At 70.9% G+C, this 22,192-nt stretch carries 21 protein-coding genes; 10 read left to right on the top strand and 11 right to left on the bottom strand.

Features of this window, described 5'->3' with window-relative positions; all coding sequences use genetic code 11:
- Positions 1-5 precede the first annotated feature (5 nt).
- The 9 genes from AB0D85_RS32460 to AB0D85_RS32420 all read right to left on the bottom strand — a co-directional run bounded on the left by AB0D85_RS32460 (position 6) and on the right by AB0D85_RS32420 (position 9,948).
- A complete protein-coding gene (locus AB0D85_RS32460; RefSeq protein ID WP_362328136.1) occupies positions 6-1,520 on the bottom strand; it encodes an oligosaccharide flippase family protein in 1,515 nt (504 codons plus the stop codon).
- Positions 1,483-2,385 (bottom strand): chain length determinant protein, encoded by a 903-nt coding sequence (locus tag AB0D85_RS32455; RefSeq protein WP_362328134.1) that lies wholly within the window; start codon positions 2,383-2,385, stop codon positions 1,483-1,485. The genes AB0D85_RS32460 and AB0D85_RS32455 overlap by 38 nt, the downstream gene beginning before the upstream one ends.
- A gap of 51 nt (positions 2,386-2,436) precedes the next feature.
- Positions 2,437-3,588 (bottom strand): UDP-N-acetylglucosamine 2-epimerase (non-hydrolyzing), encoded by a 1,152-nt coding sequence (gene wecB / locus AB0D85_RS32450; RefSeq protein ID WP_362328132.1) that lies wholly within the window; start codon positions 3,586-3,588, stop codon positions 2,437-2,439.
- 3 nt (positions 3,589-3,591) lie between these two features.
- A complete protein-coding gene (locus AB0D85_RS32445) occupies positions 3,592-4,851 on the bottom strand; it encodes a nucleotide sugar dehydrogenase (RefSeq protein WP_362328130.1) in 1,260 nt (419 codons plus the stop codon).
- Positions 4,851-5,624 (bottom strand): WecB/TagA/CpsF family glycosyltransferase, encoded by a 774-nt coding sequence (locus AB0D85_RS32440; protein WP_362328128.1) that lies wholly within the window; start codon positions 5,622-5,624, stop codon positions 4,851-4,853. Before AB0D85_RS32440 ends, AB0D85_RS32445 begins: the two co-directional genes overlap by 1 nt.
- Positions 5,621-6,790, bottom strand: coding sequence for a hypothetical protein (locus AB0D85_RS32435; RefSeq protein WP_362328126.1), 1,170 nt, complete (start codon positions 6,788-6,790; stop codon positions 5,621-5,623). The genes AB0D85_RS32440 and AB0D85_RS32435 overlap by 4 nt, the downstream gene beginning before the upstream one ends.
- A 284-nt stretch (positions 6,791-7,074) precedes the next feature.
- On the bottom strand, positions 7,075-7,674 hold the full coding sequence (locus tag AB0D85_RS32430; protein ID WP_362328124.1) for an acyltransferase: 600 nt from the start codon (positions 7,672-7,674) through the stop codon (positions 7,075-7,077).
- 214 nt (positions 7,675-7,888) lie between these two features.
- The gene (rfbB, locus tag AB0D85_RS32425; protein ID WP_362328122.1) at positions 7,889-8,884 is read right to left on the bottom strand and encodes a dTDP-glucose 4,6-dehydratase; all 996 of its coding nucleotides are present in this window, start codon (positions 8,882-8,884) and stop codon (positions 7,889-7,891) included.
- Entirely contained in the window at positions 8,881-9,948 is a 1,068-nt protein-coding gene (locus tag AB0D85_RS32420) for a glucose-1-phosphate thymidylyltransferase (protein ID WP_362328120.1), read from the bottom strand. The genes rfbB and AB0D85_RS32420 overlap by 4 nt, the downstream gene beginning before the upstream one ends.
- Positions 9,949-10,093: 145 nt before the next feature.
- Here AB0D85_RS32420 and AB0D85_RS32415 point away from each other — a divergent pair, with 145 nt between their 5' ends.
- Both AB0D85_RS32415 and AB0D85_RS32410 read left to right on the top strand, forming a co-directional pair.
- Positions 10,094-10,852, top strand: a complete 759-nt coding sequence (locus AB0D85_RS32415; protein WP_362328118.1) for an IclR family transcriptional regulator C-terminal domain-containing protein — start codon at positions 10,094-10,096, stop codon at positions 10,850-10,852.
- Between the two features lie 99 nt (positions 10,853-10,951).
- On the top strand, positions 10,952-12,262 hold the full coding sequence (locus AB0D85_RS32410) for a PP2C family protein-serine/threonine phosphatase (protein ID WP_362328116.1): 1,311 nt from the start codon (positions 10,952-10,954) through the stop codon (positions 12,260-12,262).
- A 98-nt stretch (positions 12,263-12,360) separates the two neighbouring features.
- On the opposite strand, the gene AB0D85_RS32405 is transcribed toward AB0D85_RS32410, so the two are convergent.
- On the bottom strand, positions 12,361-12,786 hold the full coding sequence (locus AB0D85_RS32405) for an ATP-binding protein (RefSeq protein WP_362328114.1): 426 nt from the start codon (positions 12,784-12,786) through the stop codon (positions 12,361-12,363).
- 200 nt (positions 12,787-12,986) lie between these two features.
- On the opposite strand from AB0D85_RS32405, the gene AB0D85_RS32400 reads away from it, so the two are divergent.
- The 8 genes from AB0D85_RS32400 (at position 12,987) to AB0D85_RS32365 (ending at position 21,529) form a co-directional block, all read left to right on the top strand.
- Positions 12,987-13,754, top strand: a complete 768-nt coding sequence (locus tag AB0D85_RS32400; protein ID WP_362328112.1) for an IclR family transcriptional regulator — start codon at positions 12,987-12,989, stop codon at positions 13,752-13,754.
- A 66-nt stretch (positions 13,755-13,820) separates the two neighbouring features.
- The gene (gene glpK, locus AB0D85_RS32395) at positions 13,821-15,341 is read left to right on the top strand and encodes a glycerol kinase GlpK (protein ID WP_362328110.1); all 1,521 of its coding nucleotides are present in this window, start codon (positions 13,821-13,823) and stop codon (positions 15,339-15,341) included.
- Between the two features lie 290 nt (positions 15,342-15,631).
- Positions 15,632-16,000, top strand: coding sequence for a hypothetical protein (locus AB0D85_RS32390; protein ID WP_362328108.1), 369 nt, complete (start codon positions 15,632-15,634; stop codon positions 15,998-16,000).
- Positions 16,001-16,057: 57 nt separating this feature from the next.
- A complete protein-coding gene (locus AB0D85_RS32385; protein WP_362328106.1) occupies positions 16,058-17,287 on the top strand; it encodes an acyl-CoA dehydrogenase family protein in 1,230 nt (409 codons plus the stop codon).
- On the top strand, positions 17,284-18,276 hold the full coding sequence (locus AB0D85_RS32380) for a hypothetical protein (protein WP_362328104.1): 993 nt from the start codon (positions 17,284-17,286) through the stop codon (positions 18,274-18,276). Before AB0D85_RS32385 ends, AB0D85_RS32380 begins: the two co-directional genes overlap by 4 nt.
- Positions 18,273-19,253: a ThiF family adenylyltransferase gene (locus AB0D85_RS32375; RefSeq protein ID WP_362328102.1), complete on the top strand. Its 981-nt coding sequence runs from the start codon at positions 18,273-18,275 to the stop codon at positions 19,251-19,253. Before AB0D85_RS32380 ends, AB0D85_RS32375 begins: the two co-directional genes overlap by 4 nt.
- Before the next feature lie 93 nt (positions 19,254-19,346).
- Positions 19,347-20,774 carry an MFS transporter gene (locus AB0D85_RS32370; protein ID WP_362328100.1) on the top strand — a complete coding sequence of 476 codons (1,428 nt, stop codon included), beginning with the start codon at positions 19,347-19,349 and terminating at the stop codon, positions 20,772-20,774.
- A 5-nt stretch (positions 20,775-20,779) separates the two neighbouring features.
- A complete protein-coding gene (locus AB0D85_RS32365) occupies positions 20,780-21,529 on the top strand; it encodes a response regulator transcription factor (protein WP_362328098.1) in 750 nt (249 codons plus the stop codon).
- A gap of 120 nt (positions 21,530-21,649) precedes the next feature.
- On the opposite strand, the gene AB0D85_RS32360 is transcribed toward AB0D85_RS32365, so the two are convergent.
- Positions 21,650-22,174, bottom strand: a complete 525-nt coding sequence (locus tag AB0D85_RS32360) for a helix-turn-helix domain-containing protein (protein WP_362328096.1) — start codon at positions 22,172-22,174, stop codon at positions 21,650-21,652.
- Positions 22,175-22,192: the final 18 nt, after the last annotated feature.

The following is a 22,192-nucleotide window of genomic DNA, read 5'->3' as shown; positions in this document are numbered from 1 at the left end:
CCCGTTCACCTCGTGTCCCGTCGGTCGACGCCCCGCAGGAAGTCGAGACTGGGCAGGACGCACACCGTGTAGCCGGCCAGGGCGACGGTGCCGATGGCGAGGAGCGCGAGCCGCCCGTCGCCGAACAGGCGCTGCAGCCCGAGGATGATCACGGCCATCACGGCGCCGCCCAGGAAGGGCCAGGCGCAGGCCCGGGCGATCCGGCCCAGCCCGATGCCGCCGCGGTGCAGGGCGGTCAGGAAGACGGGCACCACCAGGCCGCCGGCGACCAGGACATGGCCCTGGGAGACCCCCACGATGCCGTTCAGGTGGGCGGCGAGGAGGAGCACCGGGATCAGCGCCACCAGCCACAGGCCCTGCACCAGGAAGAGCGAGCGGCGCTGTCCGACCGCGACCAGGCAGTCGTAGGCGAGTTCACTGCCGATGCGGATCAGGCCCAGGGCCATCAGCCAGGGCAGAGCGGCGGCGGCCGGGGTCCACTCGCTGCCGTAGATCAGCCGGACGACCGGTTCCGCGAGTCCGGCCAGCAGGACGCACAGCGGGACGGTGCCGGTGATCACCACGCCCAGGGCGCGGCTGAAGCCCTGGGCCAGCGCGGGCGGCGAGGCGGCCAGGCGGGAGAACCCGGCGAAGGAGACCCGGCGGGCGGCCTCGGAGATGATCCGCACGGGCCAGCCCGAGATGTTGAAGGCGAGCACGTAGAACCCGAGCGACACGCTGCCCAGCGTCGCGCCCACCACCATGGTGTCGACGTTGACCACGGCGAGGGCCAGCAGGCTCGCGCCCGCCAGCGGCAGCCCGAACCTCAGCAGCGCCCGGGCCTGTTCGGTGTCCCAGCCGAATCTCAGGGTGCCCGGCGCCGCCAGCGCACAGCCGATCAGCGTGACCACGTTCCCGGCCACGGCGCCCCAGGCGAAGCTCATCGCGCCCCGGCCCTCGAAGGCCAGCAGCAGCGTCACCGCGGTGGAGACCACGAAGTTGAGCCCGTCGATGACCATCCGCCTGCCCTGGGCGAACTCACGGGTGAGGAAGCCGCCGGGTACCTGTGCCACCCCGTCGATCACCACGCACAGGCACATCACCCGCAGGACGTTCGCGGCGTCCGGCGAGCCGAGCAGACCGGCCACCGTCGGCGCCGCCGCGAACAGCGCCACGTACAGCAGGCCGCTGGAGAGGGTGCTGAGGGTCAGCACGGTCGGCGCGAACCGCCGTGCGTCCCCCTCCCAGCGCACGATGGCCAGGCCCACGCCCAGCTCGTTCGCGGACAGCAGCACGAGCAGCACGGTCTGGGCGATGCCGTACACGCCCCATTCCGCGGGGCCCAGGGCGAAACGCGCCAGGACGATGCCGGTCGCGAAGTTGCCCAGGCGCAGGACGACCGTGTTGATCAGGCTCCACCGGGCCGCCGAACGGACCTTGCGGCCGAGGGAGGGGGCGGCGGGGGGTACTACGGGGTCGGGAGGAGCGGGCGCGTCGCTCGTCTCACCGGTCCCGCTGTCCGGTGCGCGGGCGATGTCCATGAGTCGACTCCTCGTCGAGCGGCTCTGCGGCGGACGCCACGGCCATGGCGGGCCGTGGCGCGTCGGGCTCTGGGGTGGTCGCACCGTCCACGGAGGAGTGCGACCAGCGGGGCGGCTGCCGGATGGCGAGCGTCTCCTCCACGACCGATTCCCCGGTCGAGCGGGCGGCGGCGGACGTCCGCTCCCCGGGCTCGGCCGGCCTGGTTTCCGGCTCGGCCGACCCGGCCTCCGGCTCCGTGGGCCCGGCCGCCGGTCCCGGCGTGCGCGACGACCTCTTGCGCGCCTCCACGTAGAAGGCGGCGACCAGGGTGAGCACCACGCCCAGGGCCCCGGCCATGACCATGTACTCCAGCCGCGTCTTGGTCTGCGCCACCGGGTTCTGCGGCGGCACGATCGTCGCCATCCGGATCATGGCCTTCGGGGTGACCGACTGCGCCTTCTGGAACTGGTCCAGCCGTTCCCCGGCGTACGTGGTCAGGATCTTGTCCGAGTCCAGGACGGAGGCCTTGTCGGTGCCGGTGACGGTGAGCCACATCAGCGGTCCCTGCGCGTTGTCGGCGAGCTTGGCCGCGAACGTGCCCTTGGCGCCACGGGCCTTGAGATCCCGCAGCGAGTCGTCGGAGTTCAGGTTGCGGGCCAGGCTGTCGGCCATGCCGGTGAGCGAGGTCTGGGTGCTGAGGAAGGGATTGCCGTCGTAGGCCTTCGTGGCCTTCTGGGAGTTCAGCAGGACCACCGTGCTCTGCGACTGGTACGTGACCGGGACCAGCACGATCACCCCGACGATCAGGCCGGCGGTCAGCAGCAGTCCCGGCAGCAGGACGTACCAGCGCCTGCGCATGACCCGGAAGATCTCAGCGAGATCCATGACGGTCCCCCCTCACGGCCAAACGTTCGACGAGCATATGTTGCAAGCGGATCATATGGGGAACGTTCGGTCCTCGGTGGGCTGATCGGTGGCTGGGGCGGTGGGTCGATCGGTCGGTCTCGGCCGGGTGCTCGCGGTGCCTCCCGCCAACAGCACCTCGGCGATACGGTCGCTCGCACGGCCGTCCCAGAGGTCGGGCCGGCGTGGCACGGGCGGGCGGTCCAGCACCGCGTTCACGGTGGCCGTGATCCGTGCCGGATCGCGTCCGGCCAGCACATTGGTGCCCTGCTCGACGGTGACGGGCCGCTCGGTGTTGTCCCGCAGGGTCACACACGGCACACCCAGCGCGGTGGTCTCCTCCTGCACACCGCCGGAGTCGGTGAGCACGACACGGGCGGAGTCCTGCAGCGCGATGAAGTCCAGGTATCCGGCGGGCGGTACGAGCCGGACGCCCCCGGGGACGCCGATCTCGGCCAGCCGGCCGGCCGCGCGCGGGTGCACGGGCAGCACGAGCGGAAGGCGGCCGGCGATCTCGCCCAGGGCCTTCAGCAGCCCGGTGAGGACCTCCGGGTCGTCAACGTTGGCCGGCCGGTGCAGGGTCACAAGGCCGAACTCGCCCTTGGACAGGCCGTATCGGCCGAGGACGTCCGAGGCCCGGGCCCGCTCCAGGTTGGCCAGCAGGGTGTCGATCATGACGTTGCCGACCAGGTGGATCTGGTCCTCCCGGTACCCCTCGGCGCGCAGGTTGTCGACGGCGTCGGGGGAGGGGGCCAGTAGATAGTCGCTGACCCGGTCGGTGGCGACCCGGTTGACCTCCTCCGGCATGCTCCAGTCGCGGCTGCGCAGCCCGGCCTCGACATGGGCGAGGAGCGGCCCGGCCTTGGCGGTGACCAGGGCGCAGGCCAGGGTGGAGTTGATGTCGCCGACCACCACGACGACGTCCGGGGACACCTCGTCGAGGAGCGGTTCGAACGCGGTCATCACACGTCCGGTCTGCTCGGCATGGCTGCCGGAGCCGACCCCGAGGAAGCGGTCGGGCGGCCGGATGCCGAGGTCGGCGAAGAACACGTCGTTCATCGCCGGGTCGTAGTGCTGGCCGGTGTGGACGAGGAGCACCTCGGCGCCGCGGCGCTCCAGGGCGTCCATCACCGGTTTGATCTTCATGTAGTTGGGGCGCGCCCCGGCTACACAGACGACTCGCATGGTTCAGAGCACCTCGATCGTGGGTCCGGACGGCAGCCGGCGGCGGCAGTCCAGGACGAAGGGGGCGTGTTCGGCGATCAGTTCGTAGTCGAAACCGTCGTGGTCGGTGAGCAGGACCACCACGTCGGCGTCCGCCAGCTCCTGCTGCGTCGGCTCGACCCGGACCAGCCTGGAGTCCACCGGCAGGCTCTCGACGACGTGCGGGTCGGCCGCCCTGACCTGCGCGCCCATGTCCAGCAGCAGTTGGGAGATGCGCAGGGCGGGCGACTCACGGGCGTCGCCGGTGTTCTTCTTGTACGCCAGACCGAGCAGCAGGATCCGCGAGCCGTTCACCGCTCTGCGTCTCTCGTTGAACAGGTCGCTGATGCGGCGCGTCACGTACTCGGGCATGTGGCTGTTGATGTCGTTGGCCAGCTCCACGAACCGGAAGTTCTGGCCGAGTTCGCGCTGCACCCGCCAGGACAGGTACGAGGGGTCGATCGGCAGGCAGTGGCCGCCGACGCCCGGTCCCGGCGTGAACTTCATGAAGCCGAAGGGCTTGGAGGAGGCCGCGTCGATGGCCTGCCAGACGTCGATGTCCAGGTGGTGGGCGAACATCGCGATCTCGTTGACCAGCGCGATGTTCACATGCCGGAAGGTGTTCTCCAGGAGCTTGGCGAGCTCGGCCTCCTTCGGCGAGCCCACCGGCACGGTGGTGTCGACGAGTTGGGCGTAGAAGCCCTGAACGGCCTTGAGAGAGGCCTCGTTGACACCGGAGACGACCTTCGGGGTCTCCTTGAAGCCCCACACCGTGTTGCCCGGGTCGATCCGCTCCGGGCTGTAGCCCAGGTGGAAGTCCGCACCCGCGGCGAGACCCGAACCCTCCTCCAGGATCGGGGCGAACAGCTCCTGGGTGGTGCCCGGATAGGTCGTCGACTCCAGGACGACCGTGGCCCCGGGGCGCAGATAGCGGGCGAGGGTGACGGCCGACTCCCTGATGTAGCGGAGGTCGGGGGTGCCCTCGTGCAGCGGGGTCGGCACGGTCACCACGGCCACGTCGAAACCGCCGCAGTCGCGGGCCGAGTCGGTCGGGCGGTACGAGCCGTTGTCCAGAGCCGCCCGGATCCGCTCGGAGGAGACGTCCTCGACGAAGGACTCGCCGGCGGCGAGGCTCTTGATCCGCCGGGTGTCGACGTCGTAGCCGATCACCTCGTGTCCGACCTCGGCGGCGCGGACGGCCAGCGGCAGACCCACGTATCCCTGTCCCACCACGACGACACGCATCAGCGGCTCCTGTTCGTGGAAGCGGCGGCCGACGGGGTGGGCCGGAACAGCTCACGCGCCGTCATGAGGACGAAGGAGACGTTGGTGGTGAGATAGCGGCGGCCCAGGCGGCGCGGCTCCTGCAGCGCGCGGTAGAGCCACTCCATGCCCAGCCGCTGCCAGGACTCCGGGGCCCGCTTGGTGACCCCGGCCAGGATGTCGAAGGAGCCGCCGACACCGTGCACCACATGGGCGCCGGTGCGGGTGCCGTACGCGGCGGTGAAGATCTCCTTCTTCGGCGAGGTCATGCCGAGGAACAGCAGCTGGGCGCCGCTGCGGGCGATGCCGTCCGCGATCGCCTCCTGCTCGGAGTCGTCGAAGTAGCCGTTGCGGCTGCCGGCGACCTTCAGTCCGGGGAAGCGGTCGGCCACCCGGAGCAGCATCTGGTCCAGTACCTCCTCCTTGGCGCCGAGGAAGTACACCGGGATGCCCGTGGTCTCCGCCTCGGCCAGCAGCCTGAGGAACAGGTCGATGCCAGCGACCCGTTCGGGCAGCGGGGCGCGCAGCACCCGGCCCGCCCACACCACGGCCTGGCCGTCGGCGAGGACCAGGTCGCAGCCGGCGACGGCCTTGGCGAGCCGGTCGTCCCGCCGCATGTTCACCAGCTTCGCGGCGTTGACCACGCCGATCTCCAGCTGCTCCCCGTCGCGTACCGCTTCGAGGCAGCGCGCCACGGTCTCGTCCATGGTCAGCGGGTCCAGCTCGACCCCGAACAGCGTCTGTCTCCCGGTCATATCCGGCCCCCCTGCCAGGCGTGGAGCATCCAGCCGAACTCGTACGGCCGGCATTCGCGGTCCACGGACAGCGGGCGGTACACCCGGTCCAGGGACTTCAGGCGCAGGCCCGGAACGACCCGGGTGGACAGGCCGCGGGCGGCGCGTACGGCCTTCTTCGGGTCACCCCGGTAGACCTTGCGCCAGGTCGCGCCGAGCTCGTCGAGGATCATCGGCTCCCGGTGCGCCGAGCCGGCCAGTTCGGGTACGTCGGTCATCCAGCGCAGGCCCCTGCGGATCGCCGCGCCGAAGTCGCTCCCGCCGGCGTCGGTGAGGTCGAACAGGGCGGTCGGCGCCATCGCGTGCTGGTGGACGCTGTAGACCGGGTAGCCCTCCACGACACCGCCGGTGCGCGCGTCGTAGTGCCACCACCACTGCCCGCCCTCGCCCTGCAGCTCGCAGATGCGCGCCGCGCACGCCTCGGCCGCGGCCAGGGCCTCCGGATCGCCGTCCCCGTCGCCGCAGGCATGGGCGCGGGCCAGGGCCTGGAGCGGGTACGTCTGGTCGGCGAAGCAGCTGACATGCGCCCGGTACCAGGACACCAGGCCGGGGCCGGTGGCGTGCGGGAACAGCGGGCTGTCGCCGATCCGGGCCCGCAGCAGTCGGTCGCGAGCTGCGGTGAAACGTCTCTCCACATCGACCGTGGAGCGGGCCGCGGCGAGGGCGGACAGCACCCAGGCGGCCTCCACGGTGTACTGCGGCCGGCCCGGCACGTCCAGCGCCGCGACCCGCTCCAGGGCGTCGGACAGCTTGGGGTGCTCGGTCTCGGCGGCGCCCCAGGCGATGAGCGCCGCGTCCCCGAGGTTGGTCACCGCGGGCAGCGACTCGACCAGCAGACCCGCGAACTCCGCGGCCGTACGCCCGCCCAGCACCGGGCGCTGGCGCTCCTCGGGGAGGTACTGGGCGCCCAGCACGGTGATGGCCGCGTACCGGGTGCTGATCCCGCGTCGCTCCAGGGTCCAGGAGCCGTCGGGGTCCTGGTGCCCGGCCATCGTGAAGGCGAAGGCCTCGCCGCCCGGGAGCAGCATCGACGGCAGCCCCGACTCGGCGACCGTCAGCAGCCGTTGGGCGAGTGCGAACAGCGGCGGGTCCTCATGTTCGAGCGTCGCCAGACGTGTGGTGGTCATGGTTTGGGCACACCAACCCCCCTGTGGGTCCTTTTTGTGCGCAGACTTGAGAGCGCCTCGGCGCCGACGGCCGGGCGGAACTAAGCAAGGCAGACGTCAGCCGTCAGCCGTCGGAGCGGTTGTCGCTCCTGGCTGCAGGCACAGGTGTCCCCACCACCCCGTAACCCCCCCTGGGCACTAATGGCTTGTGTGCTCATTGTGCTTGGTCTGCACAGTTCGGGCACATGTTATGCCTGCAGATGTTCGAGGAATTGCGTTTTGAGGGAAACAGCTGAAAACAACTGTCATGCGCGTTCGACGAGGTCCCCGTCCTTCTCGTCGTACAGCGCGCCCGTCTCGGGACACTCCCACACGCCCGGCTCGCCCTCACGCTCGGTCAGCCGTACGCCGGCCCGGCCCACCCAGCCGATCCGGCGGGCCGGTACGCCGGCCACGAGCGCGAAGTCCGGCACGTCCCGGGTCACCACGGCACCCGCCGCGACCAGCGCCCAGCGACCGACGCGCACCGGCGCCACGCACACCGAACGGGCGCCCAGCGACGCCCCCTCGGCCACCACCACGGCCACGGCCTCCCAGTCGCCGCCGCGCTTGAGCCTGCCCTGCGGGTCCACCGAGCGCGGGAAGTAGTCGTTGGTGAGGACCGCCGCGGGGCCCACGAACACCCCGTCGCCGAGCACCGCGGGTTCGTAGACCAGCGCGTAGTTCTGGAGCTTCACGTTGTCGCCGATCCGCACCCCCGGGCCGACATACGCTCCCCGGCCCACGATGCAGCCGCTGCCCAGCAGGGCGTCCTCCCGTATCTGGGCCAGGTCCCAGACCGTCGTTCCGTCGCCGATCTCGGCCGTCTCGTCGACCTGGGCGGTGGGCTGGACCTTGAAGTTCACCGGGCTGAACCTTTCTTCTCGTGGAGCGGGATGGGGTCGTGCGAAGGCGTTGCAGGTCGTCGGGCCGTGCTCGGGGTACGGGCCGTGGACGCGGCGCAGTCGACGACGGTCCGGGGCCGGTGTGCGTCGATTGCGCCGTTTACCGCGTCGGCGTCCGTGATGTCGAGACTGTTACGCGCCAGGACGTCCCCCCCGCCGGGGCATCCCCGCCGTCTCAGAGCGCCGCGCGCTCCGTCAGCGGCTCCCACCAGGAGCGGTTCTCGCGGTACCAGGCGACCGTCTCCGCAAGGCCGGTGGCGAAGTCCCTGCGGGGCGCGTAGCCCAACTCGGCACGGATCTTGGTGCAGTTCACGGAGTAGCGGCGGTCGTGGCCCTTGCGGTCGGCGACGTACTCGACGCTGTCCCAGTCCGCGCCGCAGGCCTCCAGCAGCAGGGCGGTCAGCTCCTTGTTGGACAACTCGGTACCGCCGCCGATGTTGTAGACCTCGCCGGCGCGGCCCCGGGTGCGTACCAGTTCGATGCCCTGGACGTGGTCGTCGATGTGCAGCCAGTCGCGGACGTTGCCGCCGTCGCCGTACAGCGGAACCTTTCTGCCGTCCAGGAGGTTCGTGATGAACAGCGGGATGACCTTCTCGGGGAAGTGGTGGTGCCCGTAGTTGTTGGAGCAGCGGGTCACCCGCACGTCGAGGCCGTGGGTGCGGTGGTAGGAGAGGGCGATCAGGTCGCTCGACGCCTTGGCGGCGGCGTAGGGGGAGTTGGGGCGCAGCGGGTCGGTCTCCGGCCAGGAGCCGGAGTCGATGGAGCCGTACACCTCGTCGGTGGAGATGTGCACGAAGGTCATGGGTCTTCGACGGCTCCGGTGGCGCAGCGCCGCGTCCAGCAGGGTCTGGGTGCCCAGGACGTTGGTCCGGACGAAATCGCCGGCGCCCAGGATCGAGCGGTCCACATGGGACTCGGCGGCGAAGTGGACGATCTGGTCGTGTTCGGCGAGCAGTTCGCCGACCAGCGCCGCGTCACAGATGTCACCCTTGACGAAGGTGAATCCCGGGTGGTCGCGGACCCCGTCGAGGTTGGCGGGGTTGCCCGCGTAGGTGAGCTTGTCCAGCACCGTGACCGCCACATCGCCCGGGCCGGCCGGACCGAGCAGCGTGCGGACGTGGTGCGAGCCTATGAAACCGGCGCCGCCGGTCACCAGGATTCCGGTCGTCATGACGAGATCTGCACCTTGCTGTGGTCGCCGAGGACGAGCCGGTGGGCGGCGGGCTTGCGGGGCGCCGGGGTGACCTCGACGTTGCGGCCGATGAGGGAGGCCTCCACCCGCCGGACGCCGCTCATCGAGGAGTCACGGAGCATGATCGAGTACTCGATCTCGCTGTCCTCGATCCGGCAGTCGCCGGCGATCGAGGTGAAGGGTCCGACGTACGAGTCGGTGATCACGGTGTTGGCGCCGACGACCACCGGCCCGACGATCCGGCTCCCGGTCACCTTCGCTCCGGGTTCGAGCCGCACCCGGCCGATGATCTCGCTGTCGTCGTCCACCGTGCCGTCGATCCGGCGCTCCAGGGTCTCCAGCACCGAGCGGTTGACCTCGAGCATGTCGGTGACGTTCCCGGTGTCCTTCCAGTACCCGGAGATCGTCGTGGAGCGCACCTCGTGTCCGGCGTCGATCAGCCACTGGACGGCGTCCGTGATCTCCAGTTCGCCCCGCCCGGAGGGCTCGATCGCGCGTACGGCCTCATGGATCACCGGCGTGAACAGGTACACGCCCACCAGCGCCAGTTCGCTCTTGGGACGGCCGGGTTTCTCCTCCAGACCGATCACCTGGCCGGCCGCGTCCAGCTCGGCCACGCCGAACGCCGCCGGGTTCGGCACCTTCGTCAGCAGGATCCGGGCGTCCGGCCGTTCGGCACGGAAGGCGTCCACCAGAGCCGTGATGCCACCGACGATGAAGTTGTCGCCGAGGTACATCACGAAGTCGTCGTCGCCCAGGAAATCCCGGGCGATCAGCACCGCGTGGGCCAGCCCCAGCGGCGCCGCCTGCGGAATGTAGGTCACGTCGAGACCGAACGCGGAGCCGTCGCCGACCGCCGCCCGGATCTCCTCGGCGGTGTCCCCGACGATGATCCCGACCTCGGTGACGCCCGCCTCGGCGATCGCCTCCAGGCCGTAGAACAGCACCGGTTTGTTCGCGACGGGTACGAGTTGTTTCGCCGAGGTGTGGGTTATGGGGCGCAAACGGGTACCAGAGCCACCGGACAACAAAAGTGCCTTCATGCGCATCACCCTACTTATGCCGGGCGCGCCGACGGGGGGATTCCGTGCACCGGGGACCGTGCCGACCGGCCCGGTGACGTGTCGCGCGGTGTCCGTGCGAGCCGTGCGCCTTGCCCGTGCCGGGTCCGCGGCGCACGCTGGTGGCATGAGCGTTCAAGAGAGCCCCACGCTCATCATGTCCGTCCAGCGTGCTTTCCGGCTGCTGGAGGCGGTGAGCGCGCACGAGAACGGCGCACCGGCGAAGCAGCTGGCACGGGAGACGGGGCTGCCCCTGGCGACCGCCTATCACCTGCTGCGGACGCTGGTCCACGACGGATACCTGCGGAAGCTGGCGGACGGCGGCTTCGTCCTGGGCGACAAGGTGCAGACGCTGCACACCGCGGGCCGCGCCCAGGCACTGCTCAGCCGGGTCCGGCCGACGCTCGCCGCGCTCCGTGACGAGCTGGTCACCGCCACCTACATCACGTTCTACGAGGAGGGCGAGATCAGCGTCGCCGAGATCGTCGACGGTCCCCGCGCGCCCCGGGTCGACCTCTGGGTGGGGTTCGAGGACGCGGGACACGCCACCGCGCTGGGCAAGTCCGTCCTGCGGGAACTGGACGAGGACGCCCGCCGCGACTACCTCTCCCGGCACGATCTCGCCGACCTGACGCCACGGACCATCACCAGCCTCCCGGAACTGCTCCGGAACCTGGACGCCTCCCCGCTGGCTCCGGCCGTCACGGACCTCGAGGAGTACGCGCTCGGCACCGTGTGCGTCGCCGTGCCCATCTACCGCGGTGACGTCCTCGGCTCGCTCGGTGTGTCCCTCCCGGCGGAGCGGATCTCCCGGCTCCGGGAGGTCAGGGACCGGCTGATCCCGACCGCCGACCGCGTGACCAGAGGCCTGTCGCTCACTATCTGAAAATCCGCTCCTTGTGGCGTGCTGACCGCACCCCGTTTCCTGGATGAAACGGACAAGTCGGGAGTACTCCCCGTATAGGCGAGGATTGCGGACAGTCATATGAGCCAGGCCCGAGACCATGGTGGCGACCACCGGCCGTTGCTGCCGTTCAGGCAGCGAATGGCCGGCCGGCGAGCGGCCGGCCGGGGCGCGTCGGCTCCCCGACGTGCCGTCTCCCAGCTGACCGCCGGATTTCCCGTGGTGCCGGTTCTGATCGTCTCCGGTGTCGTGTTCGTGGACTCCCTGGGGGGATCGGGCCTGTTCTGGCTGCCGCTGCTGGCGGCCGGGCCGGCCCTGGCCGCGAGCACCAACGGTCCCCGGGGCGTCCTGTGCGTCGGGCTTCTCGCCGCGGTGCTGGGCGCGATGCTCGGCGGCGTGGACGACGGGGTTCCGGGGCGCGAGCTGGCGGTCGTACTCTCCGCTCTGCTCGCCGTCACTCTGGCGAGTGCCCTGGCCAGTGCGCTGCGCTGCCGCCGGGAACGGGTGCTCGCCGCCGTCCGCTCGGTCGCGGAGGCCGCCCAGCACGCGGTTCTCCAGCCCATCCCGCAGACCGTGGGCCCGTTCCGGGTGGCGGTCCGGTACAGCGCCGCGGCGGCGGAGGCCCGGATCGGCGGTGATCTCTACGCACTCGTACCCACTCCGCACGGGGTGCGGCTGATCGTCGGCGACGTGCGCGGCAAGGGGCTGACGGCGGTGGGGACCGCCGCCCTCGTGCTCGGTGTCTTCCGCGAGGCCGCCTACGACGAGCCCGATCTCCTTGCCGTCGTCGGCAGGATCGAGCGGAGCCTGGAGCGCAACCTCGCGCCGGACGACTTCGTCACCGCGGTGGTCGTCGGACACCCGCGCCCGGGGGAGCTGGAGGTGGTCAACTGCGGCCACGCGCCTCCCCTGCTGATATCCGCGTCCGGAGACGTCGCCGCGGTCGAACCCACCTCCCCGGCCCCGCCGCTCGGTCTGCGCGCCCTCGTCGGCGAGCCCCCCTGCCTGGAGATCCTGCCCTTCTCCGACGGGGACCAGCTGCTGCTCTACACCGACGGCGTCACCGAGGCCCGCGACCGCGCCCGCGAGTTCTATCCGCTGGCCGAGGGCGTGGCCCGCCATGTGTGCGACGAGCCGGAACACGTCCTGTCCGCGGTCCACGACGAACTGCTGGCGCACGTGGGCGGGCGGCTGCACGACGACGCGGCGCTGCTGCTGCTCCGGATGCAGGCGGTGGAGGAACGCGTCGGCCCCGGCGCGAGGGCACCGGGGCACGTGGCCGACAGCGGTTCCGTCCGCGTGGTGTCACGCTTCCGGTCCGTCGCCGGGGGGTCGGACGGTGGAAGGCGGAGGGCCGAGCGGAGCGGCCTCGCGCTCCCGTCGACCCGATAGCCCGCCGGGTGTCACAGCCGACCCGATGGTCCGCCGGGTGTCACACCCGACTCGTCGGTCCGCCCGGTCTCACACCCGACTCGTAGGCCTGCCCGGTCTCATACCGCGACGAGGTCGGCCCACCGGGTGACCCCGCCCGGGCGGACGCGAATGCCGTACCGGGTCGCCAGCGCATGGACGATCTCCTCGCCCCGGCCGTGCTCGTCCGGGTCGATCCCCGCGGGCGGCTCTCCCGCCGTACGCGCGGGACCCGCGTCCGTGACCTCGATGCGCAGGGTGCCGAACCCGGCGTCGCGGACCCACGAGAGCCGCAGCATCGCCGGGGGCAGGGCATGGACGATCGCGTTGGTGAGGAGTTCCGACACCACCAGCAGCGCGTCCTCGACGATCTCCGGGGACACCTTCCAGGCGGCGAGGACCGTACCCGCCCGTCGACGCAGGTCCGTGACGGCACCGGCGACGGGCGGCATCGGGAAGACGTGTTCGCATGCCTCCCGTGCCAGTGTGTTCAGCTCTACCGTCATCTCGTGTCTCCAGGGGTGAGCGCCATTGGCCCCGCATCACGCCTCGGCGCTTTGCCGGGCTTCGTAGCACGCTAAGGAGCCGCGCCGGGCCGGTCAATGAATGCCGGTCGGCATTACCGAACGCCGCTGCCCACTCCCGTGTGCCGGGGCGCCCACCTGCACACACGGCGCGCCCTCCGCGTCGGTAATAAGCTCATTCCATGGCCGGTCCGGTCCAGTCGATCGAACGGGCGGCCGCGATTCTGCGCCTGCTCGCGGGTGGGCCTCGTCGTCTCGGGCTCGGAGAGGTGGCGGCCTCCCTCGGGCTGGCCAAGGGAACCGCCCACGGCATTCTGCGCACGCTCCAGCACGTGGACTTCGTGGAGCAGGACGCGACGACCGGGAAGTACCAGCTCGGAGCCGCCCTGCTGCACCTCGGCACGAGTTACCTCGACGTCAACGAGCTGCGGTCCCGTTCCATCAACTGGGCCGACGCCCTGGCCGCCCGCAGCGGGGAGGCGGTGCGCCTGGGCACGCCCCTGGAAGGCATGGTGCTGGTCGTCCACCATGTGTTCCGGCCGGACGACACGCTCCAGACCCTGGACGTGGGCTCACTGCTGCCCCTGCACGCCTCCTCGCTGGGCAAGGTGCTGCTGGCCTACGGGGCCGCCCCCCTCGAATCCGCCCTGGAGTCGGGCCTCGAGGCGTACACCCGGCACACCCTGGTCACCCAGGAGCAGCTCACCCGGGCGCTCGCCGAGGTCCGGGAGCTGGGCTGGGCCGTCGAGACACAGGAGATGAGCATGGGCGAGGCCGGGCTCGCCGTGCCGATCCGGGGGCACGGCGGCCTCGTGGTCGGTGCCATCGGGCTGTCCGGCCCGGTCGAGCGGATCTGTGACAGCCGGGGCCGGCCCCGGCCCAGCCTGATCACGCTGATCCGTGAGGCCGCGCGAGCGATCTCCAGGGACCTGGGAGCCGCCCGCTGGTAAGCCCCCCTGCCCCCCGGCCCCCGGCCCCGCGCTCACTCCGCGACCCATCGGAAGGCGGACCCGATCATGGTGGAACGGTATGTGATGTCCATCGATCAGGGCACCAATTCCACCCGATGCATCCTGTTCGACCAGGGCGGGCGGCTGGTGTCCGTCGCGCAGAGGGAGCACCAGCAGCACTTCCCCAGGCCCGGCTGGGTCGAGCACGACGCCGTCGAGATCTGGCAGAACCTGCGGCGCGTCGTGTCCGAGGCCCTGTCCGGAGCCGGTACCGGCGTCGACGCGGGGCAGGTCGCCGCCATCGGCCTGGCCAACCAGCGGGAGACGACGGTGCTCTGGGACCCGCGCACGGGCACCCCGCTGGGCCGGGCGATCGTCTGGCAGGACACCCGCACGGCGCCGCTGGTCGAGGACCTCAGACAGCGGCCCGGAGAGGAGTTCTTCCTCGACCGCTGCGGGCTGCCGCCCTCCACCTACTTCTCGGCGCTGCGGATCCGCTGGCTGTTCGACCACGTCAAAGGCCTGGAACAGCGTGCCGAGGACGGTGAGGTGCTGTTCGGCACCATGGAGAGCTGGCTGATCTGGAACCTCACCGGCGGTGCCGACGGCGGTCTGCACATCACCGACGCCACCAACGCCAGCCGCACCATGCTGATGAACATCCACACCCTCACCTGGGACGAGGAGCTCCTGGCGCTGTTCGGTGTGCCCCGGCCGATGCTGCCCGAGATCAGGTCCAACGCGGAGACCTACGGCGAGGCCAGCGCGCTGCTGCCCGGCGTTCCCATCACCGCCGCGCTCGGCGACCAGCAGGCGGCCCTCTTCGGCCAGACCTGCTTCTCCCCGGGCGAGGCCAAGTGCACCTACGGCACGGGCAGCTTTCTGCTGCTCAACACGGGCACCGACGTCGTACGGTCCCGGCACGGGCTGCTCACGACGGTCGCCTACCGGATCGGGGACCGGCCGCCGGTCTACGCCCTGGAAGGGTCGATCGCCGTCACCGGCGCACTGGTCCAGTGGTTCCGCGACCGGCTGGGACTGATCAACAGCGCACCGGAGATCGAGACGCTCGCCCGGACCGTCGAGGACAACGGCGGCTGCTACATCGTCCCCGCCTTCTCCGGCCTGTTCGCACCCCGCTGGCGCAGCGACGCACGCGGCGTCATCGTGGGCCTGACCTCCTACATCACCAGCGGGCACCTGGCCCGGGCCGTCCTGGAGGCCACCGGCTGGCAGACGCGGGAGGTCGTCGACGCCATGAACGCCGACTCCTCGGTGGCGCTGAAGGAGCTCAAGGTGGACGGCGGCATGACGGCGGACAACCTGCTCATGCAGTTCATCGCGGACGTCCTCGACGTGCCCGTCGTACGGCCCATGGTCTCCGAGACGGTCTCCCTCGGAGCCGGCTACGCCGCCGGGCTCGCCGCCGGCTACTGGCCGGACCTGGAGGTGCTGCGCCGCAACTGGCACCCGGCCGCCCGATGGCTGCCCGCGATGGACCCCGGCCACCGGGAGTCCGAGTACGACAACTGGCTGCGGGCCGTCGAACGGTCCCTGGGCTGGATCAAACCGCCCCGGCCGTCCTGACCCGCACGGCCGGCCGGGAACACTGTGCCGGAAACGCAGCGTGTTGCCGGTGATGCATGCAGAAGCCAACGAAGTGGCTGTGGGTGAATATCCTTTTCGTCATCTGTTTCCCGTCGACCGATTGTTGCGTCGCCTTTCGGTGTCCTTTCCGCTTCCCTTCGGCCTTATGTTGACGCGATGGAATCCGGGTGCGGCGGCCCTTATCGTTCCTCGTAGGAGATGTCGTCCGGCAGAAACGAGAGAAGCGATCGAAAGGGGGGAAGATGTCCGGCATTTTTCCATCGGGTGAAATGGCCGAGAAGGTCTTCGGCGGTTTGTTCACCGTATTGCTGGAGGACGAGGAATTCGTGGCGAAAGCCCGGCAGGAGGGGCTGTCCGTCCGGCTCGTCCACACCAAGCCCGACTGCGAGATCTTCGTGGCACCGCAGGGTGTCGTCATCGGCGAGCAGCCGTCGAGGACGGCGGCGATCACCCTCAGGATGTCCTGCGACACGGCCCACGCACTGTGGATGGGGCGGCTCATGGTGCCCGTCGCCATCGCCACCGGCCGGCTCAGGATCCGCGGCAAGGTCGCCAAGGTGCTGGAACTGGTGCCGATGCTGCGGCCCGCGTTCGACCGGTACCCGGACATCGCGGCCGCCTGCGGAATCGACGGGTAACCGCCGCAGGACACCGTCACGACCACCGAATCCCACGCGTAAGGAGTGACATCCCACGTGAACACCGCTCTGTCCGAATCCGTGTCCGAGACGGCGCTCAACTTCGACGTACTGCCGTACGAGGTCGAGCAGTTCAGGGACGCCGCGAGGACGTTCGCCCGGAACGTCGTCAGGCCCCGAGTACAGGAACTGGACCAGAAACCGGCAGCGCACTTCGACTGGGAACTCGTCGGCCACGGCCACCGGGTCGGCCTCACCCGCGCGGCCGTCCCCAAGGAATACGGCGGCATGGGTGTGGGGATGCTGGGGGTCGCCACCGCGCTCGAGGAGGTGGCCGCGGTCTGCCCGGGCACGGCACTGGTCTTCGGGGCCACCCTGCTCGGCCAGGCGCCGATCCTGCTGTCCGGAGACCCCCGGCTGCAGGCCCGCTTCCTGCCCATGTTCTCGGGCGACGAACCGGTTCTCGCCTGCAACGCGGTCACCGAGGAGGACGCCGGCTGCGACCTGATCATCCCTTCCCAGGCCGAGCACGCGCGCAACGTCACGACCGCACGCCGGGACGGCGACCACTACGTCCTGACCGGCCGGAAGCGGTTCATCACCAACGCGAAGGTCGCCGCGTTCGCCTCCGTGTTCGCCGGCATGGAGGGCAGCCCGGGGGCGACGGGGCTCACCTCCTTCATCGTCCCCCTCGACCTGCCCGGCGTGGTCCGCGGCCCGGTGGCGGACAAGATGGGATACCGCGCCTGCCTGGGGAGCGAACTGGAGTTCCACGACGTCCGGGTGCCCGCCGAGTACATGATCGGGGGAGAGGGCGAGGGCATGGCCATCAACATGGCGCAGAGCAACATGGCCCGCGCCGCGGTGGCCGGCATCTCCACCGGCGTGGCGCGCAGCGCCCTGGAACGGGCGATCACCTGGTGCGGTGAGCGGGTGCAGGGCGGACGGCACCTGAAGGACCAGCAGTTCACGGCCGCCAAGCTCGCCGGGATGGCGGCCAAGGTGGACGCCGCCCGCATGCTGTACCTGCGCGCCGCGGACAAGGTCGACAACGAACTGCCGCCGCCGGTCTACGAACCGGCCGCGGCCAAGCTGTTCGCGGACCGGACCGCGATCGACGTGGCCGAGACGGCCCTTTCCCTGCTCGGAGCGCGCGGCTATCTGCGCTCCTACGGCGTGGAGAAGATGATGCGGGACGCGCTGGGCACCCGGATCTACGAAGGCACCCCCGAAGTCCTGGCACTCGCCATCACCGACAGCCTCTACGCCGAGAACGACGAGTGGTGAGCACCGCCGGCCGGACCGCCGGCACCGCCCCGCGCCGCACCTCGGGCCAGGAGCACGACGGCGGCCGGGACCCCCGCGCCCGCCGCTACGCCCAGGACATCATCGGGCTCCACGACCGGCTCAGCTACCGGCGGTTGCCCATGGAGCTCAGGGGCGCCCCGCTCTCCCTCGTGGAGGACCCGCACGGCGCGCTGGTCACCGTCACCGGACACGACAGCCAGTTCCCCTCCCGCTACCTCAAAGGGATGCTGGGATTCCGCCTCGCCCAGTACCTCCGGCTGAACTGGATCTCCGCCGACGCGGTCCACCGGACCGCCGCCTTCCACGAACCCCTCCCGCAGGCACACGCCGTGGAGAACATCCACACCGTGACGCTGTGCACGCGCTCCGGGAAGATCCGTGGCTACGTGGGGCTGGCCTGCTCGGCGGACACGGAGAACCTGCCCCTGGACTCCGCGTGCCGTATCCCGTTCCCGACGGAGGCGGCCCACGGCATCGACCTGCTCTCCAGGTACGCCCGGCCCGGCCTGGGGACCCACCAGGCCTTCGAGTTCAAGCGCTTCCTGCGCGACCAGACGATGCCGCGGAACGAGCAGTACGCCCGGGTCCCCTGGCACCTCATGCTCGGCATCGGCGAGGCGGTGCTCGGACTCGGCGACGGCCTGCGCATGGTGCTGGGCGACGCCAAGGAGCATGTCGCACTGCGCCATCTGCGACTCGTCGGCTTCGACCTGCACGTCGTCGAGGGCACCTCGCCGCAGCTGTCCGCGGCGGATCCCATGGCGCCGATCTACCGGCAGACCGTCCTCGCCAAGCCGTTCGTCGCCCCGGTGCCCGCGGACATCCCCTGGTACCGCGACGTGGTCCGTTCCTATCTCGCCGGGACCAGCGACCTGGCCTCGTGGCAGGCCGTGATCACCACCCTGGCCGCACGGAAGAGGCGTTCGGGCCACCGTCCCGATGCCGCACCGGAAGGGGCACACAGGTGACGAACGGCGAGATGGAGCCGATGCCCGAGACCCTGGCAGGGCCCGCGGCGAAAGCCGGGTTCTACGCCGAGCTGACCGCCCGCAACGCCGGAGTGGTGGCCGAAGCCGATCAGCGGGCCCTGCGCTCGGCCACCGTCCTGGTGGCCGGCTGCGGGTCGATCGGGGGCGCCGCCGTCGAACCACTGGCGCGGCTCGGCCTGCAGAAGTTCGTCCTCGCCGACCCGGGGACGTACGAGCTGAACAACCTCAACCGGCAGTCGGCCACCGCCGCCGACCTCGACCGGAACAAGGCCGCGCTGGCCGGGGACCGGGTAAGGGCGATCAACCCCTACGCCTCGGTCGAGGTCTTCACCGAAGGCGTCACCCGGCACACCGTCGAGAAGCTGACCGCCTCCTGCCAGGTGGTCATCGACGGGGTGGACGTCACGACCCCGGAGGGCTGGCAGGCCAAACTCCTGCTGCACCGCCACGCCGTCCGACGCCGGCTCCCCCTGATCACCGGCTGGGACATGGCCGGCACCCAGTACGTCCGCTGCTACGACTACCGCCACGTCCGCGAACCGTTCGCGGGGGCCATCGGCCCGGACGACGCGGACCGCCTCGACATGTGGGAACTGCTGCGCCGGGCCGTCCCGTTGCGGCACGTACCGACCGACATGCTCGCCGAGATCCGGGCCAACCACGCCCGGACCGACTACAGCTTTCCCCAGGTCGCCTACACCGCCATGGCGTTCGGCGTGATCAGCTCCCACATGGTGGTGCGGCTGCTGGCCGGCCGGCGGGTGCGGCACGAGGTCCGTCTCGACGTGCACCAGAAGGCCAGGCCGCTCGGGGAACGGTGGCGCACCCGGGCGCGGTGGCCGGTGGAACTGGGGGCGCTGCTGCCCGAACTCCTGCGGCTGGTCCGGGAGTCCGCCGCGGGCCGCGCACCGGCGGCCGCGCCGGACCGCGACGCGCCCCGGGCCTCCTGGCACTGAAGCTCCGGCCCAGGCCGCGCGTGCACCGAGGGCGAACCGGGTGAGAACGCGCGCGGCCGCACGACCGGAGGCAATCCCATCACGGAGGTGGACATGAGTGTTCGGCAACGGAACCTGCTGTGGACCTTCTTCTGCTGTGGCCTGGGCGTGGCCATGGTGTCGCTCGACAACCTCGTCGTCATCACGGCCCTGCCGTCGATCCGCGCGGATCTCGGCGGGAGCATCCGGCAACTCGAATGGACCGTGAACGCCTACACCCTCACCTACGCGGTGCTCATGCTGACCGGCGCGGCCCTCGGGGACCGGTTCGGCCGGCGGAGGATGTTCGGGATCGGGCTGGGCGTCTTCGTCCTCGCGTCGGCCGCGGCCGCGTCGGCCCCCGGCATCGGCGCCCTGATCGCCGCGCGCGCCGTGCAGGGGCTGGGCGCCGCGCTGCTGATGCCGCTGAACCTGACGATCCTCACGGACGCGGCACCCGAGCGGCGGCGCGGTGCCCTGCTGGGCGCGATGAGCGCCGTGGAGGGGATCGCCATCGCCATGGGCCCGCTCCTGGGCGGAGCGGTGGTGGAGCACCTCAGCTGGCAGTGGATCTTCTGGATCAACGTGCCGATCGGTGCCGTGGTCCTGCCGGTCTCCCGGTGGAAGCTCACCGAGAGCCACGGCCCCAGCCCGCGGCTGGACCTGGTGGGGACGGTCCTGGCCAGCACCGGGCTCTTCGGGATCGTCCTCGGCATCATCAACGGCCACGCGGACCACTGGACCAGTACGCGCGTCCTGCTGTCGCTGGCCGGTGGCGCGGTCGTCCTGACCGCCTTCGTCCTGTGGGAACTGCGTGCCGAACGGCCCATGTTCCCGATGCAGTTGTTCCGCCACCGCACGTTCAGCGCGATGAACGCCGCCGGGCTGCTGATGTTCGCCGGCATGTTCGGCTCGGTCTTCCTGCTCACCCAGTTCCTCCAGGGACCACGCGGCTACACCCCCCTGGAGGCGGGGCTGCGGATCCTCCCGTGGACCGCGGTCCCCATCTTCGTGGCGCCCCTGGTGGGACTGGTCTCCGACCGCGTCGGCAGCCGGACCATCGTCGCGCTCGGCCTGGCCTTCCAGGCACTCGGCCTGGGGTGGATCGCCGCCCGGGTCTCGCCCGAGGTCTCCTATCCGTCGCTCGTCCCCGCACTGGTCCTGTGCGGTCTGGGCATGACCTTCTACTTCACCCCCACGGCGAACATGGTGATGAGCGCGGTCGACGCCGGGGAACGCGGCATGGCGTCCGGGGCGATCAGCGCGCTGCGCGAACTCGGCGGTGTGCTGGGCATCGCGGTGCTCGCCTCGGTGTTCTCCGCGCACGGCGACCTCACCACGGCGGACCGGTTCACGGACGGCATGATTCCCGCGGTGTGGACCGGAGTCGCCCTGATCGCCTGCGGAGCACTGGCGGTCCTGCTGGTGCCCCGGCGCCCCCGCGACGACCGCTCCGCAGACCCCGAACCGGCCGTGCCGGGGTGCGTGGGCGACCTGGTGTGACGGCGATGAGCGCACCGATCCGAGTCCTGCTGGTGGACGACCGGTCCATCGCCCGTACCGGAATCCGGTCCGTTCTCGAGGAGGACGGCGGTATCGAGGTGGTCGGCGAGGTGTCCGACCGTGCGGGTGCGGTGGGACAGGCCTGTGAGCTCCGGCCGCACCTGGTGCTCGTCGGAGCCGTGCCGCCCCCGGCCGATGCCGTGGAACTGGTCGACGAACTGTCCGTGTGCCACGGGGGGAGCGGGCCCGGCGTCCTGCTCATGACCCCCGAGGGGGGCCGCGGTGCGCGGCGCGCCCTCCGGGCCGGAGCGAACGGCGTGGTTCTCCACCGTGTCACCCCGGAGCAGTTGCTGTCCGCGATTCATGTGGTGGCCGCCGGCTACCGGATCTTCTTCGACGAGAGGATTCCCCCGGCGTACGACGACGGCCCGTTCCCCGGGGCAACGGAATTCCATGACTCCTCGACGGCGGATGCGGCGGGATTCGAGCTGCTGACCCGGCGGGAGAGGGAGGTCTTTCGTCTGCTAGCGCAGGGACTGAGCAACACGGAGATCTCCGCGGTGCTGGTGCTGAGCGAAAACACCGTGAAGTCCCATGTGCAACGACTGCTGGAAAAACTGAACCTGCGTAACCGGGTGCACGCGGTCATCCACGCCTATCGGACGGGCCTGGTGGCATCCGCCTGTCCGGAGCCCGGACCGCGGCGCGACGGCGACCACTCTCCGTACGGCCCATGGGCGGGCGTGTCGGCGTGAGGTGCGGGCGGAAACGCCCCGGGTGCTCCGGCGGCGCTCCAATGAGCCCGCGGCGCTCCGTGCGAGCCCTGTTGAGCGCGTGGCGCTCAACAGGGCTCGTTCTGGTGGCTGTTGCGGAGATCAGTCGCTCGATTCGAGGAGATATCCCCGTCCGTTGGCGGTCCGGATGCGCAGCCCCAGGCAGAGCACCTTGCGCCGGATTCGCATGATGTGCAGGTCCAGGGCGTTCTGGCTCGCCGTGCCGCGCCGTGCACGGAGCAGCGCGATTAGCTCGTGCCGGGGCACGAGGGTGCCGTACCTCTCGACCAGCGGACGCAGCAGGTTCATCTGGGTCGGTGACACGGGGACCATCCGGCTGCCGTACCGGAGCAGCCCGTCCTGGTCCAGGACGGGGATCAGGTGCGTGCCGGCTCTGGCCCGGAGCGCCGCGACCCGGGCGGCGAAGTCGGCCCGGCTGACCGGCGCCCTGATCCAGTCCTCCCGCGAGTCGCTCGGTACCGGCGGGGTCGCGCCGTTCTCGACCACGAGCAGGCGGAGGATTCCCCGGCGGCGTAACTGTTCCAGTTCCTGCACCTCGACCGGCCAGCGCAGGACACGCACGTCCTGGGCGGCTGAGAATAACTGCCCCTCATTGTATTGCGGCACGAATTACCTTCCCCTTTC

Source organism: Streptomyces sp. NPDC048277 (assembly GCF_040652235.1).
Lineage (GTDB): Bacteria > Actinomycetota > Actinomycetes > Streptomycetales > Streptomycetaceae > Streptomyces.
This window is presented reverse-complemented; position numbering and strand designations above follow the sequence as displayed.

What these genes read in the sequence shown, in the direction of transcription:
- AB0D85_RS32390 (WP_362328108.1), top strand. Translation starts at nt 15,632, where the DNA reads ATGGCCGAGAAGGTCTTCGGCGGTTTGTTCACCGTATTGCTGGAGGAC.
- AB0D85_RS32365 (WP_362328098.1), top strand. Translation starts at nt 20,780, where the DNA reads ATGAGCGCACCGATCCGAGTCCTGCTGGTGGACGACCGGTCCATCGCC.
- AB0D85_RS32435 (WP_362328126.1), bottom strand. Translation starts at nt 6,790, where the DNA reads ATGACCACCACACGTCTGGCGACGCTCGAACATGAGGACCCGCCGCTG.
- AB0D85_RS32440 (WP_362328128.1), bottom strand. Translation starts at nt 5,624, where the DNA reads ATGACCGGGAGACAGACGCTGTTCGGGGTCGAGCTGGACCCGCTGACC.
- AB0D85_RS32370 (WP_362328100.1), top strand. Translation starts at nt 19,347, where the DNA reads ATGAGTGTTCGGCAACGGAACCTGCTGTGGACCTTCTTCTGCTGTGGC.
- AB0D85_RS32405 (WP_362328114.1), bottom strand. Translation starts at nt 12,786, where the DNA reads ATGACGGTAGAGCTGAACACACTGGCACGGGAGGCATGCGAACACGTC.
- AB0D85_RS32445 (WP_362328130.1), bottom strand. Translation starts at nt 4,851, where the DNA reads ATGCGTGTCGTCGTGGTGGGACAGGGATACGTGGGTCTGCCGCTGGCC.
- AB0D85_RS32455 (WP_362328134.1), bottom strand. Translation starts at nt 2,385, where the DNA reads ATGGATCTCGCTGAGATCTTCCGGGTCATGCGCAGGCGCTGGTACGTC.
- AB0D85_RS32415 (WP_362328118.1), top strand. Translation starts at nt 10,094, where the DNA reads ATGAGCGTTCAAGAGAGCCCCACGCTCATCATGTCCGTCCAGCGTGCT.
- rfbB (WP_362328122.1), bottom strand. Translation starts at nt 8,884, where the DNA reads ATGACGACCGGAATCCTGGTGACCGGCGGCGCCGGTTTCATAGGCTCG.
- wecB (WP_362328132.1), bottom strand. Translation starts at nt 3,588, where the DNA reads ATGCGAGTCGTCTGTGTAGCCGGGGCGCGCCCCAACTACATGAAGATC.
- AB0D85_RS32460 (WP_362328136.1), bottom strand. Translation starts at nt 1,520, where the DNA reads ATGGACATCGCCCGCGCACCGGACAGCGGGACCGGTGAGACGAGCGAC.
- AB0D85_RS32410 (WP_362328116.1), top strand. Translation starts at nt 10,952, where the DNA reads ATGAGCCAGGCCCGAGACCATGGTGGCGACCACCGGCCGTTGCTGCCG.
- AB0D85_RS32400 (WP_362328112.1), top strand. Translation starts at nt 12,987, where the DNA reads ATGGCCGGTCCGGTCCAGTCGATCGAACGGGCGGCCGCGATTCTGCGC.
- glpK (WP_362328110.1), top strand. Translation starts at nt 13,821, where the DNA reads ATGGTGGAACGGTATGTGATGTCCATCGATCAGGGCACCAATTCCACC.
- AB0D85_RS32420 (WP_362328120.1), bottom strand. Translation starts at nt 9,948, where the DNA reads ATGAAGGCACTTTTGTTGTCCGGTGGCTCTGGTACCCGTTTGCGCCCC.